This is a genomic window from Petroclostridium sp. X23, from assembly GCF_030013905.1.
Taxonomy (GTDB): domain Bacteria; phylum Bacillota; class Clostridia; order SK-Y3; family SK-Y3; genus X23.
The window spans coordinates 2,899,478-2,918,149 of sequence record NZ_CP124862.1; the positions used below are offsets into that span (position 1 = coordinate 2,899,478).

The window sequence follows — 18,672 nt, forward strand, 5'->3', positions numbered from 1 at the left end:
TTCATTAATGATCACTTCATGTCAATTTTTAGCATATGTATTCTTTCAAAATACTTCAAATCTTCCACTTCTGATAAAAGGTCTTATTATAGGAGGATGTGAAAAAGTCCGATTCGGCACACAGAGGAAATCGAACTTGGGGACTGTCCCTGCTGTTTGCTCGGGTTTGGCATAACAGAGGGACTGTCCACATATTTGATTTTCGATCAATTAAGCGCTTTATCACATCCTCCTGTAAACTCATATGAGAAATATAGCTGCGACCGTAGTAACCGCAAGGCCAATGATTACCGGTACTAAATTGCGACGTGCCAATTCAAACGGATCGACATTACAGATTGCAGCGGCAGGAATTAATGCCCACGGCACCAATGTTCCTCCTCCTACCCATATCGCAGCGACTTGCCCTAATGCAGTCATAGTCGCAGCACCCGAACCTATAGCATTTGAAAAAAGATGAGCAACAGACCCGGCAAGAGAGATTCCGGAAAATCCGGATCCGTCCAGCCCTGTAATGGCACCTACAATTGTTAACGTAACCGCTCCCACTATTTCATTTAACGGCACTGTCTGTGCCAACGCTACTCCCAAATCATTTACCAGTCCTTGTGAACCTGCAGGCAATACCTCTCCGAAAATATCGATAAAAGCTGCATCTCCCAGATAGAAAAAAGCAGCAATCGGTATGACCGGACCGAAAACTTCAAACCCAAACTTTAATCCGTCAATAAGGTAAGCGGTGATCTTCTCCAATCCATTATTCTTATGTCCCAGCAAAGATAGCACAATCAAAATGAATACCGCTGTTCCGCCAATCAATGCCGTAGCGTCGCCACCTTGTAAATTCGCTTGATACATCGTAATAACGTCAAATATAAATAGTACAGGAATAAGTATCGCTAAAATTTTTTTTGATTTTAATGAAAGAATACTACTTACTTCTTCCTCTTTTTTCTGATGTGCAGCATCGAAAACAGAGTTTTTATTTTGGCCTATTTTATGTTCTGCTTTTAAAAACTTTCCTTTTTTCATATCTTTTCTTAATAGTATAAAAGCTGTAATCGTAGTCACGATGCCCATAATAAATACTAATGGGACGCTTGCTGAGATAACCTCTTGGACAGGAATACCGGCGCCCCCCGCGGTTAACTTAGGAGCCCCTTGTATAACAAAATCTCCTGAAAGTGCGATACCATGACCAAATAAGTTCATTGCCATTGCCACGCCTAATGCCGGTAAACCGACACGCAAAGCCACCGGCAGCAGTACTGCCCCCATCAAGGCAACAGCAGGAGACGGCCAGAAAAACCACGAAATAACCATCATCAATATGCCGATGATCCAATATGCCAGCGAAGGTGTCTTAATAAGCTTTGCAAATGGTGAAATCATCACCTCATTCACGCCTGTTCTCGTTAGCACCTTGCTCATGGCCACGATAATAGAAATAACCAGTATTGTCCCTAATAATTCTTTAATAGCATAAATAAAGCTGTTAAACACTCCAATGATGGATTGTGAAAGCACCCCTGTCGCTAACCAACCCAATACAAAAATACCGGCAATACAAGCCAGACTGGTATCTCTTCTCATAATCATTAATACTAGGATAATGAAAATAAATACAAGATAAATCCAGTGCAGAGCATTTAATGTAACTCCCATCATCATTAACCCCCTTTTAAAAATAAAACCTCCATACTATAAAATATGCAGGAAACGCTATAGTGATACTAGTACAAAACTGCGCTTTGATTCTTGCATTTTTCATTGCTACTCATATAATTTAGACAGTATTTAAAAGGAGGATGGCTTAGATTCAAAAAAAGAAAAAAGTGCATATAAGATATCGTATATGCACCAAATCTATAACTTATGTTCTTTTCCCCAGCATTGCCGCTCCGATAATCCCTGCGTCATTTCCCAATTGGGCAGTTTTTATCTGAGTTTGAGCAATGTCTCTGCTGTAAACTTCCTGAGCAACTTGTTCCCTTAATGGATTGAGCAGATAATCGCCTTCCTTACATATTCCACCACCAATCAACAGCACCTCAGGCTGAAAAATATTTATAACATTTGTTATGCCTATCGCTAGATAGGATATATAATTATCAACTACTTTCTGTCCTATAGGGTCCCCGGCTTTGGCCGCATCAAAAGCCGTTTTTCCTCTCACCTTGTCCATATCTCCATTTATCATTTTATAAAGCAAGGACTCAGGATTTTCTTTTGCAGCTTCTTTGGTTTGCCGAATAAGTGCCGTAGCAGATGCATAGGACTCCCAGCACCCTTTCCTACCACATGTACACGGTTCTCCATTTATTTGGATAACTGTATGTCCCAATTCTCCTCCAGCAAAATTAAAACCAGTATAGATTTTTTTATTGATAATAATTCCAGATCCTATACCCGTTCCCAAAGTAATAGTAATCGAATCGTTAACATCTTTAGCCCCGCCGGCAATAGCTTCTGCTAATGCTGCACAATTAGCATCGTTGTCAATATATACCGGTAAATTAATATACCTTTGCATTTCTTGTCGTATAGGAGCATTATAGAAATTAATATTATTTGAATATACAAGCAGCCCTCTATCATTATCAGGCGTTCCCGGACTTCCTATTCCTACTGATTCTATATCTTCAATATGAACCTTTGCATCCGCTACAATTTTTAAAGAAAGTTCTGCCATATCCCTCATAATTTCAGAGTAATGTCTCGATGCCCTGGTGGACACACTATCTTTATGAAGTATATTCCCTTTTTTATCAACTACACCTACAGCTATATTCGTACCACCTAAATCAATACCGATATACATACCGTCTCACCCTTTATATACTAATATTTTTTTATAAATAGCCCAACCCTCCTTCCTTTTTCCCCTTGCCTTTCAAAAACGAAACAGTCACATCTATTCCTTCAAAGATACAACTGTTTCTATTCTATGAATTCATTTAAAAATTTATTGAAACTGCATTAATAACTCCCGCAATACCGGACTCCTTAGAAGCAGATACTTCGTTTAGATTCCTCTTCTGTGGTAATATTTCACTATATCTTGTGAAAGTCTATAACTAAAACCATGGATTTTGCTGCGATTTTTCTTGCCAACTTGTGATGATCAACTTTATCATAACTTTGTCTATCCTGATTGTCAACTGCCTTCAGAATTAATTCCAGCATCCTTCTTATTGTTTCATCTAACACACTCTCTTGCAGCTCTCCGTTTCTAATACTCTTACAAATTCTTTTGTCATTCGCTCCACATGGCCTCGGCATCTCTAAATCAAGGCAACTCTCTAATGCTTTTTTAATTTTATGTTGATCCATTAATATTAGTACTTCCAATATCAGCTACTGCCATAACATTTATAAAAATTACTAGTACGTCTATTAACATAACCTTTTAGGGGCTGTAGAAATCAGATAATAAGCAATATACACTACATCTACATAAATTACCTTCATGATCTCGGGTAATTCCGGTGCGGTAAAAACCCGAGATGTGAATTGATAACGTAGAAATATCCTTCCTTGCAAAGAAATGCAAGGAAGGATATTTCTACGTTAATAATACCGAATCTTTTAGTGCACAAGTCCTTTTCATTACCTATTCTAAATTATTTATAATTCTTATTGCATCATCATTAGTTATATCGGGTGACGTAGTTATGAAAGAATAATTCAAACCATCTTCCTCCCAGAAAATAATTTGGGTTCCGGCTCCCAGATTCATTAACGATCCGGTTTTTCCTCTTACCTGTATTTCACTTTCTTCCGGCAGCCGCTCCGTCTTACCCTCTTTTTCATCCTTAGAATCAGGTATAACTATTGTTAGTTGGAATACTTCAACTCCATCTTTTTCATAGCTTTGAGTAAATTCCCTATGATTTATTTTCTCAAAATTTAAATATGTTACTTTTTTCAGCTTATATTCAGAAGTACCTTCAACACTCAAAAAGTGCTTCCCTGCAATTTCAGCTGCCTCTTCCAACGTTATTTCTCTCCCCTCATTATCAGGATTATCTTCAATATTTTCAATCTTTACATCCTCAGGCAGATTTTGAACAAATAAACCAGCATCCATCTTAGGATTGAACTCCAATTTTACATACTCTGTTTTTATTATCATATTTGCACTTTCTACGCTGCTTTTTACAACGAACCAGTTGTTTTTGTCAATCCAATAATCATATGCTCCCCAAATAGTGTTTTCTTCCTTTGGCGTCGCATATAAATGGTATGTGTCAAAACCATTGACCTGTTCTTCTCCCTTAATAGATATCTCGTGAGTTTTGGATATAACCCCAAGATCTTTTATGGTTTGTTCCTTATAATTTCCACCATAACCATCTATGGCCTTCATAACCATGGCACTTTTATCTTTTTCCATATAGATTGTTATCGTCTCACCATCATTCGTCGAGATCATCTTTCCGCTTTCATCGGATTCCGATTCTATCCTTCTTTTTATTAGACTATCGGAATTATCCACCCATTCTTTATGAATACTGCTCTCAGAATGTTTATCATCCTCATATACATCAATCTTAACCTCAGCGTAATATGGCTTGGGTTTTTCATAGGCACTTACAGCCTTTGATATCAATTCTTCAGGTATTATTGTTCCTTTGGCCGCACAGCCTGACATTAATACCCCTGTTAAAACTGTCATCAAAATTCCAGCTACCATTTTATTTAATTTCATACTTATCATCCCTTCAAAATTTATTCTTTTTTCACTTCAGGAATCCAGAAGGCAAATACAGTCCAATTTTCTTCTGAAAACACCTTTACTTGGCCGCTATGCCTTTCAATTATCAGGTTAACAATACTGAGTCCAAGACCTACGCCACTTTTAAGCCCTTTGCTTCTTGAGCTGTCAATCTGGTAAAACGGGACAAAGATCTGATTAAATTCTTCTTTCGGAATACCTTTTCCTTCATTTTTAATCAAGACGATACAGCCTTTTTTCTGCCAATGCTTAAATTCTTCAATGAACTCCAATGTAATACAAGAAGGAAATTCTTTACCGGCAGAAACTGCAATCATCTCTATATTCCCATTTTCAGGCGTAAATTCCAAAGCATTTGACATAAGGTTATCAATCACCCTTGTGATCTGGGTGATATCAACATTATATTGTCCTGCAACATCTGCAAAAACCTTCAGGTTTACTCCACGCTGTCCACAGGATTCTTCATAGCCTGAGAAAAGCATATCAATTAATTCCGAACCGTCTGCCAGGACAAATTCGGTTTTGTAATCTGTTGTAAGGAGGTTATACATCATTAGATCCTCAATCATTTTTTTCATATAGTCGCATTTACTAAGTATAATTGAGATTTTCCCTCTGGAAGTATCGCCTTTTCTTTCTTCCCTTAAAGCTTCTGTATATGCTCTTATTGCAGTGAGAGGGGTCTTTAAGTCGTGAGATATGGCAGAAATCATATACTCTTTATTCTTTTGCTGCTGCTCAATAATCGCATTTTTCTCTTTTATTTCATCTTTCATAAGGTTAAACTGTTTAATGATTTCACCTATTTCATCTTTTCCCGTGTAAAGGATATCACTGTCTTCTCCTTCAGCAAATCTATGCATACCCTCAACAAAATACTTTATAGGCTTGTTAAACTTTCTATTTAGAAGTATCACAATTATGACAAAAACAGCTAAATTTACCACCCCAAAGCTTATCATTGCCAATATTGTTCTATCGTTAGCTTCTTTGACAAAGCTTTCACGGGCCAGCGTTATTTTGTAAATGCCAACTAATTTATTTTCATAAAATACCGGCTTTTTAAGTACATAAGCCCTATACCCTCTATCGATTCTGTAAAGATCGGAATAAATCATCTCCAGAGAATTTATATACATAAAATCATTGCCTCGCGAAGAATAAAACTGTTGTCCTTTGCTGTTATAGAGATCAATTTGGACGCTTTCTTTCTTTTCCTCGGGTACAAGCTGCTTGTCCCCAAAAGAATTATTCAAGTAATACTGAGGATTAGTGAGTTTTTCTTCATACTCTTTGAATCTTGTTACGGCCGTAATGTAATCATTTAATTCAGTTTTTTTGTTGTAATTCAAAATAAAACTAAACAAAAATGCACCTATTATCACCGGGGCCAGCATCACAATAATATGAGACATTATCAGCCACCACTTAAGCTTCATATTATTCGCTCCCCAATAAATTTATATCCCACACCCCAGACTGTCTGAATAAAGTCCGGGTTTTTGATACTGTCCTTTAGCTTTTCTCTAAGGGCTTTTATATGCACGGTTACGGTATTGTTCCCGCTGATGTCTATGTTTTCCCAAATGTTTTCGTATAGCTCTTCTTTTGAGAAAATTTTGTTCGGATTTTGCATCATAAGATTAAGAAGCTGAAACTCCTTTGAAGTTAATGATATTTCTTCACCATTTAAAAAAACCGAATTTCCTTCAGGAAAAACTGTTAGCCCATGTAAAAAATTTATGCCTGTATTACTGTCGGAAGAGAAGTTTGTGTTCCTGAACCTTCTTAAATGCGCTTCCACTCTTGCACTCACTTCGACAAGACTGAAAGGCTTGGTTATATAATCATCTGCACCAAGCTTCAAGCCCTTAACTTTATCAAAGTCTTCCTGCCTGGCACTTACAATGATTATGGGTACTTCCTTGTCAAGCCATCTGATATTTTTGCAAAGGCTGAATCCATCCATTTCAGGCAGCATTAAATCTAAAATTACCAGATCAAAGTCGCCATTTTTAAAATCTTCCAATCCTTCTTTTCCCCCGGATGACCACACGATGTCATAACCTTCTTTTTGCAAATGTTCTTTTAATATGCCGGCAATTGCTTCATCGTCCTCAACTATTAATAGTTTTTCTCCCACAGTTTTTCACCTCACGATAACATTATAACGCGTATTTCATGTTTTTACCAAACTTAATAATTTCTTTATAATTATCATGAACACTAAAAAGCTGAGTAAAATTACTTTCTCAGCTTTTTCTGCTATCACGTTGTTTAGTTATTCTTTTGTATTCAGAATAAAGTATCGATACTACCACCTTAGTTAAAATATCATCAGAGGTGGCTTATCAATATGAGCCGTCCCCATTGTTGTGTTAAATTAACCTGCAACCACATCCCGTTTTTTCAGCCATATAACGGCAAATATAATACAGATAGTGAGATAAAAAAGGCTGTTAAAGGCAAACTGTTCCGTACTGCACTGCATTGCTCCGCCGGGTTTGTTTGCGCGCATGCCCAGGCATAAAAGAGAATACGGAAACCATACACCATAACCCTTGGCCATCGCCGCCAGCCCTGCAACCCCGCCAATCAGTGCGATTCCAACCGGTACGGCGAAACTGCGTATCACAAGTGATATACAAAGCTGGAGAGCGCAAATTACAATCCCCCCGACAGCGCCCCACAAAAGCCATTCGGGAAGCTCCGGCGGAATAGGAGAGATAAGCCCGCAAAGCTTACCGGAAATCACAAACAGTATGCCAATCCAAATCTGCGTCAGAAGCACCATAACGGAAGCCATCATAAGCTTTGAAAAATACAAATACGAAATCGGTACAGGCACCGTCATAACAGCGTTCCAGTTGCGGTTCATATGTTCCAGGCGGTACAGATAGGAACAGCAAACACCTATAATGGCAGGGAGAAAAAAGTAACAGGTGAAGAGGGTGTGCTGCGTCCACAGGCTATACCATTCATCCTGCAGGATACCGACATTCTGCAGATAATTAAAAGTACCCATCACGGCGGGCAAAATGGGAAGAATAAAAAAAGCAAGCCAGACCGGACTATGATGAAGCTTCATTCTTTCGGCCCGAAGCGTTCTAAAAAACATCATTCACATCTCCTTTCGAATAAACAGCGCACAGCCTGCTGTATAAATTATGAAAAACATAACGGTCAAGGTGATAAACCCCGCCCAGTCAACAGGCATATAATAAAAATCCGTAATGCGCGTAGCCTTGTCCCAATTCATGCCTACAAACATCAGCACGCCATAATATCCCCAAAGAACAAGTTTTTCAAGACTTTTCGGAAAAAACATAGTAAAAAGTCCGGCAAAGCTCCCGATAATACCCACTGTAAGAGGAATCATCTGGTTCTTAAACAGAAGCGACAGAACCTGCTGCAGTAAAAGAATGGTCAGGTTTACGGCTGTTGTAAAGAGCAGGTAATATAATAATTTATCGGGCGGCGGGTTTCCATCAAATCCGGTTGCATAGCCCACAGCAACAATGACAACAAGCTGTAAAATAACCACAGCGAGCATATACAGAGCTCCACATAAAAATTTGGCGGCAAACAAACGTCCAACGGGCATCACGGTATTCAGAAGCTTAAACATCTGACCCTTATGCTCAATATCGCAGATCCGCGATGCTACCACTGCCGCAATGACCGGCATCATGATGGAATTAAGCAGCGGAAACTGGTATAGAAAATACATCCAACCCTGTGAAAGGTCGTGTGCGTCCATTCCTTGAATGCCCCACAAAGACCATAGTATCTGCACTAAAATTAACGCAGCAACAATTGCCCATACCCTTCTGCGGCGGATTTTCCGGAATTCCATAGCAAGCGCCTTTATCATAAACTCACCGCCGTTCCGGTCAACTCAAGAAAAATATCCTCAAGGCTCTTACGCCGTTCCTCTATACGCACCACGCCTACATTTTTTTCAAAAAGCCGGTGAATATGGCCGGCAAGCTCGTTATCGGAAAGCCTAGGCAACAAAAGGTAATCTTCCTTTACTGGACAGGCGATGCCCTGCCCGCTTAGTATTTTGGCTGCTTCCTCGTTATTCATTGTTCGGACAGCAATGCTTTGCCTGCTTTTTTCATGAAGCGTTGATAAAGTATCCTGAAAAACAAGCTCACCGTTGCTGATAATTCCGACATTGTCGGCTATTTGATCAATTTCGCTTAACAGATGGCTTGATACCATCACCGTCATGCCGAATTGTTTCGGCAGTGAGCAAATCAGGTCACGCATCTCCTGGATGCCCGCCGGGTCAAGACCGTTTGTCGGTTCATCGAGAATTAAAAGCCTAGGGTTGCCCAACAGCGCGCAGGCCAGCCCAAGGCGCTGCTTCATGCCCATTGAGTACTGTCCGACCTTTTTCTCCTTCTGATTTTCCAGCCGGACGATTTTCAGCACCCTGTCAATATCTTTTTCCGGCACACCTTTGAGCGCACAAAGAATCCGCAAATTTTCCGCGCCAGTGAGGTGCCCATAATAGCTGGGCGATTCAATCAGGGACCCGACCTCCCTCAAGATAGCGAGCCTGTTTTTGCTGTTGACCGGCTTGCCGAACACGGTGATGGTTCCGGATGTGGGCCTTGCAAGGCCTAATATCATTTTCATTGTGGTAGACTTACCCGCACCGTTCGGCCCAAGAAAACCGTAGATAACACCTTCCCGCACTTTAAGATCCAGATCCTTCACCCGCAAAACCTTCCCGTACTGTTTGCATAGGCCGATTGTTGTGATAATATCAGACATTTTAATGTCCCCCTTTACGCTAAACTGGAAACATAATAACAGAACCTCCTTACATGAACCTGTACTTAAGCTTACATTTACCTTAAATTTAAGGGAAAGTACCCAATTCATCCCGTATTTACGCTATAATGATGATGGTGATAACAATGAACGATATTTTTGACTGCAAGCTGCTGATCGTAGACGACGAACCGGAGCTGCGCAAGATGCTAAGTGAAATACTGAGGCGGGAAGGCTTTATGAAGGTTATTTCCGCCGCAGACTGCAAAGAAGCACGTCAACTCTTTTCGTCGGAGAAGCCGGAAGGCGTGATTCTGGATGTTTTCCTTCCGGATGGAGACGGTTTTTCATTGATGCGCGAATTCCGCACCATATCCGCTGTTCCCGTACTGTTTCTTTCCGCGCGCGATGAGGATGAAAACCGGTTGCTCGGCCTGGGGCTCGGAGCGGATGATTATATTACAAAACCCTTTCTGCCGCGTGAGCTGACTCTCAGGCTGAAAGCCGTCCTTAACCGAGCCTATTTCCCCGTCGTGCTGCGGAAAATGAAAAAACCGGTTTTTTACCTTGGTGAAAACAAGGTTGACCTTAACAGCGGAACAATTATGACAAAGGCCGGACGGCTTACGCTCACGGCGAAGGAATTCGCCCTTCTTGAAAAGCTGTATGAAAACCGAGGGAACATCGTCACCGGAGATAGTCTGTGCCGCGCCGCTTGGGGCGACGACCTTTACGGGTATGAAAATACGCTGATGGTTCACATCCGGCGTCTGCGCGAAAAGATAGAGCCGGAGCCGTCCACGCCCCGGTACCTGCTTACCGTACGAGGCCTTGGCTATAAACTGACGGGGGTAGAAGACAAATGAAAAGCATGATGAAAATCCTGACCCGTTATGTACTTTCCGCAGCCGGGGTTACGCTTATTTTGCTTGTCATCAATTTCGCTGTACTGGTAGCATGGACGGTTCAGTCGGGCAAAATAGCGCAAAAAGACTACAGCGTTTCACAGCTTGCAAACGGCCTGACAAGATCTAATGGTGTTTTCACACTTTCCGAATCCGTAAAAAGTGAAATTGAAAAGAAAAATCAATGGGCGATGCTGCTAAACGATAACGGCAATGTGATCTGGAACAAGAATGTGCCAAGTGACGTACCGCTGACGTACTCTATTTCGGATGTGGCCTGTTTTACCCGCTGGTATCTAAATGATTATCCGGTCTATGTCTGGCGGCATCCGGACGGTCTCTTTGTGCTTGGCAGCGAAAAAGAGAGTGTCTGGAAGCAACATATTCAAATGCCGCAAAAAGTAATAGAAAGTACACTCGTATGGTTTCCCGCCGTTTTGATATTAAACGGCGTTGCGTCAATACTGCTTGCTTTGCTTTTCGGAATGCGCTTGTTTCGCTCTTTGAAGCCTCTGGCAAAGGGCATTGAGGACATGGCCGAAAAGCGGCCGGTGGAGCTTTCTATAAACGGTCTTCTCGGAGACCTTGCTGCGGGAATCAATAAAACTTCCGCACAGCTGGCAAAACAAGAAGCCTCTCTCAATAAGCGGGACAACGCCCGCACAACATGGATTGCAGGCGTGTCCCACGATATCCGTACCCCTCTTTCTCTTGTTATGGGCTATGCAAGCCAGTTTGAGAACGATCCCGAATTATCGCAGGCCAAGCGGGAGCAAGCCGGTATTATACGCAGACAGAGCGAACGGATCAAAACACTGATTAGCGACTTAAACCTGGCGTCCAAACTTGAATACGACATGCAGCCAATCCGGCAAACCACCGTCCCGCTGTCGGTGCTCCTGCGCAGCGTGGTCGCCGACTTTTTAAACGGCGGACTTAATAACAGCTATTCAATTGACGTAATGATCGGCGAAAATGCACAAAACGCCATAGTTTCCGGCGACGAGGAACTTCTGAAACGGGCGGTTTCCAATTTAATAACGAATAGTGTCCGCCATAACCCAAACGGCTGCACGATAAAGGTAACTTTAGAAATAGGTCTGGGCAATTGCTCTGTTAGCGTTTCCGACAACGGTGTCGGTTTCACACATAAGATGCTTAACAATTTAAATCACCCCATAAGTTCTGTCCGGCTGGAAAACCACGGTCTCGGCCTTACCATAGTACGGCAAATAATCAAGGCGCACGGAGGAACCACAGAGTTTCGTAATCTTCCCGAAGGCGGCTGCATTATTGTACTTTGCCTGCCTGTAAGCAATGCGGTACCAAATTAATTAATATTCTTTTTCCCTTATGAGCAAATGGACATGATTTGTCAACGAGAACCGTGCCTATTGTTCTCCTGTAGCAACAACAATTTGAAGAAATTTAGAATTTAAAAAAGCTAAGTAAAATTACTTGCTCAGCTTTTTCTGATTTCCTGTGTTTCGTTATTCTTTTCTATTTAACTATTTTTTCTTGAACTATACCTTTCTCAGCATTTTCTAATATAACCGAATCATCTAACTGAAAGCTTATCAATTTCTTGGATTTATCTGCTTTTTGAATCAGTACGATTCCATTTTTATTATTACTTTTTTCCAAATAAACAGAAGGTTTTTTATCTCCTGGCTCCAAATCCTTTTTTGTAATATAATTATAAATTATAGCGATTTTATCATTTTGGGGATCATTTTTATTTAGGAAATTCTCAACTTTAATATATTCATTCAAATCAATTTCAAATGACTTAGCAATTTCATTATCTAACTGGCTAGTGTATTCTTGCAAATCTTTTTCGTCTTTGAAAGAACTCTCAGGCTTTGTACTACTCGAGCTTTCCTCTTTGCTCGTTGAAACCTCGAACTTACTACTACTTTTTGGTTCAGAAGAGGTTGTTTTATCATTACAAGCACACAAGATAAAAAATAAACTTACTATACTAATTAACATCAAAATTTTTTTCATAATATATAGGACCTCCTATTATCTGTATATTTTTTCACAAACTCGAATTGAGAAATAATGAAAATCAAAAAGGATAACTCGAAAATCGTAATCCCTTTTAATTTCATTTGAATGTAGTTTAAATGGGCAATCTTAATAGTAACATTGTAATTTATTTATTGTTCACTTTTTTCTGCAACTATCTCAGTGCCATTATTTATTTTGCTTACCTTAGTAGAACCTTTTGATACTTCTTCATTATTAAACTTCACAAGTTTTCCTTTAACACTATCGTCTGATTTTTCAACCCAATCTTTTGATTTGCTCAACTCCAAATAATAGATTTTGTTAGTTCCATCTGCCTTTTGCATTATTATAAAACCTTCACTGTCGTTCTTCAAATAAATAGAAGGTTTTTTATCACCAGATTCTTTAGGAATACTTAGATAGGTTTTAACTAATTTAGCGTTTTCTTCAGTTTTTCCCAAATTTGAAATATTAACTTTTTGATAATCATTTAATGCTATATCAAACGTAGAAGCAATATGCTCATCTAAATTTTTATAGAACATTTCAAGCTCATTTTTACTATTTGATAAGTCTATAGATTCACTAACTATAGACTTATTAACAAGATTTGAAGAGGATTTTGAATTATATACATAGGACACCGAACTAAAATCATAATATATATTATTGGGTAAAGAAGACATAATATAATAGCCCGAACCTTCTACTTCATATACAGATCCGGTATAAGCATTTGCACTATACGATGCAGTTGCACTGCTGTAACCACCAGTTGTATCGGTCTCAACTGAATCGAGATAATTACCATTTCTATAATAGTCTCCACGTGCTTGAATTTCCTTAATATTTGAAGCACTCTTACCACTCTTCAACATAGATTTCATTGCAACTTTACCAGTAGAAGAATTATAGCTTGCACCGCATGAGCTAATTCCTTGCTGCCGTATAGATGCAGCATCCACTACAATACCCATAGTGAAAATCGATAATGCTAATACACCTGATGCTAACATTAGTTTTATTTTCTTCATTATTTTATCATCCTTTCAAATTATTTATTTTGGCTCCCAATGAATTTTGTGAAACAAACTCTCCTCATTCTTATTGTTTGCCATGCATATAGGACAAGTAACTTAACTACAAAAACTGCTCCTTGATTCCTTTTAGCTAAGCGGTATTTTAAAATCTGTTTTGTTTGGAGGTCTTATATGCATCATCACTCATCTCTCCCCTCATTTGTTCTTTATGCTTTTAATTAATCAAAAAATAAATAATCCTCCTTCGCTCAAGTAAGTCATTGGTTAAAAAATTTTAATTACTTCTGTTTATGTATTATTTTATATATTTTGTAATATTTAGTTGTTTTATTGGTATTATCTTACCACAGCTTGTACCAGCTTCCTACTGTACTTTAATACAGTTTTTTACTCTATAGAAATCAACTTCTTCTGCAAAGCTTTCACTATAGCTTCTTCACTGCGTTCTACACCCTGACCCATACCCGATTTGCCGGACACACATGAGTTAGGTATAATATAATCATGTGGAGGCGATGAAAATGTCAACAGGAAACAGGTATAGCAAGGAATTTAAGGAAGATGCAATAAGACTAGTAAAAGAAGAAGGCAGGTCTTCTATCAGTGTAGCTAAAGATCTTGGAGTCAACCCTCAAACATTAAGGAATTGGCTTAAAGAATATACCGATAGTCAGGACCCTCAGAAGACTAGGATAGCCGAATTAGAAGCAGAGCTTAGAGAAAAAAAGAAAAGAATCGCTGATTTGGAGATGACGAATGATATATTAAAAAAAGCTGCGGCAATCTTCGTGAAAGACAACCAGAAGTAGCCTATCATTTTATTAGGGAAAACAGCTCCGTATTTCCGGTTGAGAAGATGTGCCAAGTACTTGATGTTTCAAGGAGCGGATCCGATAGAGGGGTACAATATTGTAGCTATGATTACCAAAGATATCTAAAAGAACACAAAATGGTATGTAGCATGAGTCGGAAGGGGAACTGTTATGATAATGCCTGTGCAGAAACATTTTTCAGCACGATTAGAGGGAGGCTCTTGATGCTTAAGAACATGCTGGCGGAGGCTCATTGTCAAGAGGACCGTGGAATAAATGCGGAAATAATGGCATAATGAGAAATTGTAAGAAAAACGAAGATATTCTAACTGTAGAGTGTCCGTTTTATCGAGAAAAGGTCACCCCTAGGCCTTCCTGTATTCAAGCCATCCGCGGCTTCACTCTTCGATCGCAATTTTGCAGTTTGCGCAATACCAAAAACTTCATAGATGAATTTAAAAAAGCTGAGTAAAATTACTTCTCAGCTTTTTTGGGGCAAACTGCAATTAGCCTTTATTAGAACCGTGCCTATTGTTCAGATTCTACATCTAATTGTTCTGCAAAAGGTTGAACAAATCGCCATACTTCTTTTAAAAAATCTTTTGGGATAATATAATCGCCACTATAATTGCCTCCTGCCCCATTGTCGCACTGAACTTTCGTTACCCTCATTCTAAAATTATTGCTTTAAATCCCTTATACTCCCGCGTAATAAAATCGTGTTCTTCCCATAAAAGCATTTTACTATTGAACATTGTTTTAGTTACCTCTTTATTCATATCCCGCGTTACAATAGGCTTTACTTCAAGGGTGTTAAAATCAAACAATCCTAATGCATTATGATGTGACTCATACCAAACCAAATAATTACCGTCTGATTCTAAACCGATAAGTTCAAAGGGTTTAGCTATGTAGCCTTTATATAGTGAATTGCTATTTGTAATTTTTGCTGTCCATTCATTTTTGTCAATATCATATATATATATTTCCGAATTTTCATTTTCTCCATCCGGTTTCATTCTACAAGCAATCCTATTCTGATTTAATACAGGTTTTAAAACATTACTGTCTATTTTCAACAAGCTTTTTTCCTTTTTTTGAATATCATAAAGATAGAGCTTTCCAAACTCTTTTACCGTATCAAGATCTGCATGTGAGATGCTATATGCGACATACTTACTATTTACAGATGGAACACTAAACCATATTGCATTTATTTCTTCTAGTGATAGCTGTATACTGTCAATAATTAATGTTTCTTTTGTTTTCAAACTATGTAACTTTAATAATGAATAAAAACCATTATTATAGTCCTGATTAGCAACATATGCGATATAGCCGTCTTTAAAAGAAAATTCATTCGGCGTAGCACAGTATGCTCTGTCGCTGGGTGTAGTCTCTTCGCTTTCTTTTTCAATGATTGTTATCTCTTTTGTTAACATATTATATTCATATATTCCCCAATTTTTGCCGATTATATTATTAGTTTCCGTCTCCCCATCTTCAACCCACACAATAGAATGATTATCATATTTAAAATTAACGGCACGTTGTCCCTCTGATAATTTTAGAATAGTTTCCTTTATGCCTGTTTTCAAATCAATTAATTTAAATATATCTTGCGAAATATCATATGCAAGTATACCGGAAGGTGAAACAAACCCAAAAAGACATTCAGTTTCCTTATCTATAAAATTAATATCAATAACTGAGAAATCAAATTTATTACTAATATTATCTACATGTTCAAAATTCTCTAATGTAGCAATACTAGATTCCTGAGAAGACTGAGTTGAACATCCGGCTAAAAGCATGATGATTATACATAACCCAAAAATAAAAGGTTTCAATTTCATAAATATTCTCCATTCTAATATTATCATAATCCTGTACATACCATTAGGGTAACCCTAATGGTATGTACAGAAATCTAAACAAAAAACACTTTAAAATACTAATCCAAGGGGTTTTGTAAGTGCTCCCATTGTTCTAAATGCAATAGTATGTCTGCCGTATGAGTTTGTATGGCTATATGAACCTTTTCCATTTGGATTGGGATCAATATAATAACAGTATCTATTACTATCGTCTCTATCATCATATCCATAACCTGCTACATAATGATATAACCCGTTTGCTGGGACAGTCTCGTAACCTTCCAATTTAGTACTCTTTGTAGAATACGTGTCATAAATTGTGCCATAGTTTGTGTTTAAGCACCCAATTGCTGCATCAGTCATACGTATAGCCCAATCCGTTGCAGTCTCTGAAGATGATGACATAATATAACTGTAGTTAAATTTCAGTCCATTTGTCCCCTTATATTTATTTAAAGCATAAGGCACCTTATAAAGATATGTTTGTTTCGAACTATCTGTATCCATATAGTTCGAGCCTGCCAATATACTTTGTGATGTACTTATTCCCTTTCCTTTTAATACCATTGCTTCTGAAGCAGGACCATAATAATAATAGTTAATTTGAGCTTCGGGAGTCATAGTTACTGTTTTAATGGTTCCTCTTGTAGCTGCTGATGTTTGAGTTTTTCCGTTAGCACTATCGTCATAAGCTAAAAACTCATCAGTAGTAACTCCATTTCCATAGTCTTTTAGAATTTCATTAAGTTCCTCCTTCATGCTAGTGATATCATTTTTTTCAATGGTTGCTTTTTGTTTTGAATCGAACTTTTTTAGTTTTCTTTTAATATTATTCATTCTTGTAAACGCCGCTAATTTTTCCTCTGCAGCAATTTTATCGTCTTCAGTCTGATATCCTGCATAATGGGGTTCCGGCATATATCCGGTTTCATTAGGGCAATGATTTGTGGCTGCAAAAGATTGAATATTTAGGGAGCAGAGAAAAATTGCTCCTATCATAATGGTTGGTACTATTTTCTTAAGTTTAACCATGTTAACTCCTCCTATTCATGTTTTGGCTTTTATTAGTTAATATACTTATTTAGAAAAACATATAATACAGAATATGTCGCGCGCCACTCTTTGTATTATCACTGAGTGTATATTTAACTCTACATGATATAAAACTCTTAAAACTTTGAGTAATATGTAAAAATAATCAGCTATAACCATTCATGGTGGTAATTGTAATTAATAGGCAACCTAGCTTCTAGAGGTGAAGCCTCATATATTACATTTTATCCCAGTTATGTTTTTATATTTATTTTTATACTAATATCACCTTACCACAGCTTGTACCAGATTCCTACTGTACTTTAGTACAGTTTTTTTACTCTATAGAAATCAACTTCTTCTGCAAAGCTTTCACTATAGCTTCTTCACTGCGTTCTACACCCAATATGTTATATATATTTGCCTTGTGAAATTTAACTGTTCTAATGCTGATATACAGTGCTTGCGCTATTTCCCTCTCTTTATATCCTTCAGCTATCATCTTCAAAATCTCCAACTGCCTTGATGTTAATTTAATAGCTTCTTTATCATTGCAGTCCCTGCGCTCTCTCATTTTTCGACATTTTCTCCTTATCTTTTGCCTTCTATAATATAAGACTGAAAAAAATATAAATCGTCACATTTTTTGAAAAACTTTATAAAAAATTTTTTCTGAATTTTGTGACGATTCACACATTTTTCCGGTCTATGTTATTGAAAGCTATTTTTGAAAATTGAAAGGAGAATTTTAAATGAAAAAGTATGTTAAATTAATGGTATTTGTATTAATTGTAGTGCTAGGCCTACAACAATCAGTATTTGCATCAAACACCAAACAGTATTCCTCTAAACCAACGGAAGGAATCGAAGCAACTGTTTCGGATTCCGGCAGCAGTCAAGACGTGAACGCCTTTATAGATAAGGACGTGAATATCGTAACTACTGAAAGTATCAGCTTTATCATAAACTACCACTCATCCTTTAAGAAGGACGAGTCCAAATTATATGTATGCTGTTCCACAACCACAAATACTATTGTTGATTCCTTAAGAACTACTTTATATCTTCAGGAATGGAATGGCTCCGAATGGGTAGATAAAAAAAGCTGGACTTTCAGGAAAACCGACTCCAGCAATCTAACCGGTGATGCATTAACAACCTATACACCCGGCAAATATTACCGTGTGCGCGCTGAACATTATGCCAAAAACAAAACGCAAACTGATACCAAATATTCAATCTCTTCCTATTCACAAGTAAACTAAATTAATAAAATATTATACCCGGCTTCATTCAAATAGCTTCGGACCGCCTGTACCGTCCGGCCATTATCCGGAATTGGCACTTGATTGGAAAAATTTATATACAAAGTGATCATAGAAATTTATCATAATCGTTCATACTTTCACATTTTTTTCACAGTAAAATAACGTCATATATATAAAATATACATATAAAGTTTAAAGT

At 38.1% G+C, this 18,672-nt stretch carries 18 protein-coding genes and 1 pseudogene; 5 read left to right on the forward strand and 14 right to left on the reverse strand.

Features of this window, described 5'->3' with window-relative positions:
• Window positions 1–240 precede the first annotated feature (240 nt).
• The 9 genes from QKW49_RS13725 to QKW49_RS13765 all read right to left on the reverse strand — a co-directional run bounded on the left by QKW49_RS13725 (window position 241) and on the right by QKW49_RS13765 (window position 9,526).
• Window positions 241–1,665, reverse strand: coding sequence for a hypothetical protein (locus QKW49_RS13725; protein ID WP_282868145.1), 1,425 nt, complete (start codon window positions 1,663–1,665; stop codon window positions 241–243).
• A 208-nt stretch (window positions 1,666–1,873) separates the two neighbouring features.
• Window positions 1,874–2,821 carry an ROK family protein gene (locus QKW49_RS13730; RefSeq protein WP_282863217.1) on the reverse strand — a complete coding sequence of 316 codons (948 nt, stop codon included), beginning with the start codon at window positions 2,819–2,821 and terminating at the stop codon, window positions 1,874–1,876.
• Between the two features lie 233 nt (window positions 2,822–3,054).
• Complete coding sequence (locus QKW49_RS13735; protein WP_282863218.1) at window positions 3,055–3,333, reverse strand: hypothetical protein; 279 nt, start codon at window positions 3,331–3,333, stop codon at window positions 3,055–3,057.
• Window positions 3,334–3,613: 280 nt separating this feature from the next.
• Window positions 3,614–4,711 (reverse strand): outer membrane lipoprotein-sorting protein, encoded by a 1,098-nt coding sequence (locus tag QKW49_RS13740; RefSeq protein WP_282863219.1) that lies wholly within the window; start codon window positions 4,709–4,711, stop codon window positions 3,614–3,616.
• A 20-nt stretch (window positions 4,712–4,731) separates the two neighbouring features.
• The gene (locus QKW49_RS13745; RefSeq protein ID WP_282863220.1) at window positions 4,732–6,180 is read right to left on the reverse strand and encodes a HAMP domain-containing sensor histidine kinase; all 1,449 of its coding nucleotides are present in this window, start codon (window positions 6,178–6,180) and stop codon (window positions 4,732–4,734) included.
• Window positions 6,177–6,884, reverse strand: a complete 708-nt coding sequence (locus QKW49_RS13750; RefSeq protein ID WP_282863221.1) for a response regulator transcription factor — start codon at window positions 6,882–6,884, stop codon at window positions 6,177–6,179. Before QKW49_RS13750 ends, QKW49_RS13745 begins: the two co-directional genes overlap by 4 nt.
• A gap of 240 nt (window positions 6,885–7,124) precedes the next feature.
• The gene (locus QKW49_RS13755) at window positions 7,125–7,862 is read right to left on the reverse strand and encodes an ABC transporter permease (protein WP_349239029.1); all 738 of its coding nucleotides are present in this window, start codon (window positions 7,860–7,862) and stop codon (window positions 7,125–7,127) included.
• The gene (locus QKW49_RS13760; protein ID WP_282863222.1) at window positions 7,863–8,615 is read right to left on the reverse strand and encodes an ABC transporter permease; all 753 of its coding nucleotides are present in this window, start codon (window positions 8,613–8,615) and stop codon (window positions 7,863–7,865) included. It abuts the gene before it with no gap.
• A complete protein-coding gene (locus QKW49_RS13765; RefSeq protein ID WP_282863223.1) occupies window positions 8,612–9,526 on the reverse strand; it encodes an ABC transporter ATP-binding protein in 915 nt (304 codons plus the stop codon). The genes QKW49_RS13760 and QKW49_RS13765 overlap by 4 nt, the downstream gene beginning before the upstream one ends.
• A 146-nt stretch (window positions 9,527–9,672) precedes the next feature.
• Between QKW49_RS13765 and QKW49_RS13770 the strand changes: the two genes are divergently transcribed.
• Window positions 9,673–10,392, forward strand: coding sequence for a response regulator transcription factor (locus tag QKW49_RS13770; protein WP_282863224.1), 720 nt, complete (start codon window positions 9,673–9,675; stop codon window positions 10,390–10,392).
• Window positions 10,389–11,765: a HAMP domain-containing sensor histidine kinase gene (locus tag QKW49_RS13775; protein WP_282863225.1), complete on the forward strand. Its 1,377-nt coding sequence runs from the start codon at window positions 10,389–10,391 to the stop codon at window positions 11,763–11,765. Before QKW49_RS13770 ends, QKW49_RS13775 begins: the two co-directional genes overlap by 4 nt.
• 166 nt (window positions 11,766–11,931) lie before the next feature.
• Here the strand turns inward: QKW49_RS13775 and QKW49_RS13780 are convergent, their stop codons facing one another.
• The gene (locus tag QKW49_RS13780; RefSeq protein ID WP_282863226.1) at window positions 11,932–12,438 is read right to left on the reverse strand and encodes a hypothetical protein; all 507 of its coding nucleotides are present in this window, start codon (window positions 12,436–12,438) and stop codon (window positions 11,932–11,934) included.
• Between the two features lie 155 nt (window positions 12,439–12,593).
• The gene (locus QKW49_RS13785; RefSeq protein WP_282863227.1) at window positions 12,594–13,478 is read right to left on the reverse strand and encodes a hypothetical protein; all 885 of its coding nucleotides are present in this window, start codon (window positions 13,476–13,478) and stop codon (window positions 12,594–12,596) included.
• A 527-nt stretch (window positions 13,479–14,005) separates the two neighbouring features.
• Here QKW49_RS13785 and QKW49_RS13790 point away from each other — a divergent pair.
• Window positions 14,006–14,293 carry a transposase gene (locus QKW49_RS13790; protein ID WP_282863228.1) on the forward strand — a complete coding sequence of 96 codons (288 nt, stop codon included), beginning with the start codon at window positions 14,006–14,008 and terminating at the stop codon, window positions 14,291–14,293.
• A gap of 80 nt (window positions 14,294–14,373) precedes the next feature.
• Window positions 14,374–14,520, forward strand: a pseudogene (locus QKW49_RS13795) (IS3 family transposase); the annotation flags it as partial.
• Between the two features lie 444 nt (window positions 14,521–14,964).
• Here QKW49_RS13795 and QKW49_RS13800 read toward each other — a convergent pair.
• The 3 genes from QKW49_RS13800 to QKW49_RS13810 form a co-directional block, all read right to left on the reverse strand.
• Window positions 14,965–16,152: a hypothetical protein gene (locus tag QKW49_RS13800; protein WP_282863229.1), complete on the reverse strand. Its 1,188-nt coding sequence runs from the start codon at window positions 16,150–16,152 to the stop codon at window positions 14,965–14,967.
• A gap of 90 nt (window positions 16,153–16,242) precedes the next feature.
• Window positions 16,243–17,205 carry a C39 family peptidase gene (locus QKW49_RS13805; protein WP_282863230.1) on the reverse strand — a complete coding sequence of 321 codons (963 nt, stop codon included), beginning with the start codon at window positions 17,203–17,205 and terminating at the stop codon, window positions 16,243–16,245.
• A 337-nt stretch (window positions 17,206–17,542) separates the two neighbouring features.
• Entirely contained in the window at window positions 17,543–17,779 is a 237-nt protein-coding gene (locus QKW49_RS13810) for a LuxR C-terminal-related transcriptional regulator (RefSeq protein ID WP_282863231.1), read from the reverse strand.
• Between the two features lie 178 nt (window positions 17,780–17,957).
• On the opposite strand from QKW49_RS13810, the gene QKW49_RS13815 reads away from it, so the two are divergent.
• Complete coding sequence (locus tag QKW49_RS13815) at window positions 17,958–18,470, forward strand: hypothetical protein (protein WP_282863232.1); 513 nt, start codon at window positions 17,958–17,960, stop codon at window positions 18,468–18,470.
• Window positions 18,471–18,672: the final 202 nt, after the last annotated feature.